The organism is Streptomyces sp. P17 (genome assembly GCF_032436805.1).
GTDB lineage: Bacteria > Actinomycetota > Actinomycetes > Streptomycetales > Streptomycetaceae > Streptomyces.
This window is the reverse complement of sequence record NZ_JAVRBF010001105.1, coordinates 1-257: the sequence shown is the minus strand read 5'-3', so window position 1 is coordinate 257 and position 257 is coordinate 1. Positions and strand designations below refer to the sequence as shown.

The window sequence follows — 257 nt, the reverse complement described above, 5'->3', positions numbered from 1 at the left end:
CCAGACCGCAGGCGCGCGCGGTATTCCGGGCACGATCCGCGCCCCGAATGAAGTCATGCTGGGGTTTCAGACCCTTGGCCGGCTGATCGCGCGGCCCGCCGATCTTGGCGACCGGGTGAAGGCAGGGGATGTGCTGGCCGAGCTTGACCCCGATGACCTGACCGACAGCGTCCGCGCCGCCGAAGCCGCTGTCGCCGCCGCTGAGGTCGCCGCCAGCACTGCGCTGACCACGGCCGAGCGGGTGCGCGAACTCAACC

The 257-nt window shown here is 71.2% G+C and carries 1 protein-coding gene; it reads left to right on the top strand.

Annotated elements, in window-relative coordinates; genetic code table 11:
- Positions 1–257 (top strand): biotin/lipoyl-binding protein (locus RMT89_RS44090; RefSeq protein WP_315889380.1); only part of this gene is annotated, 257 nt, incomplete at both ends.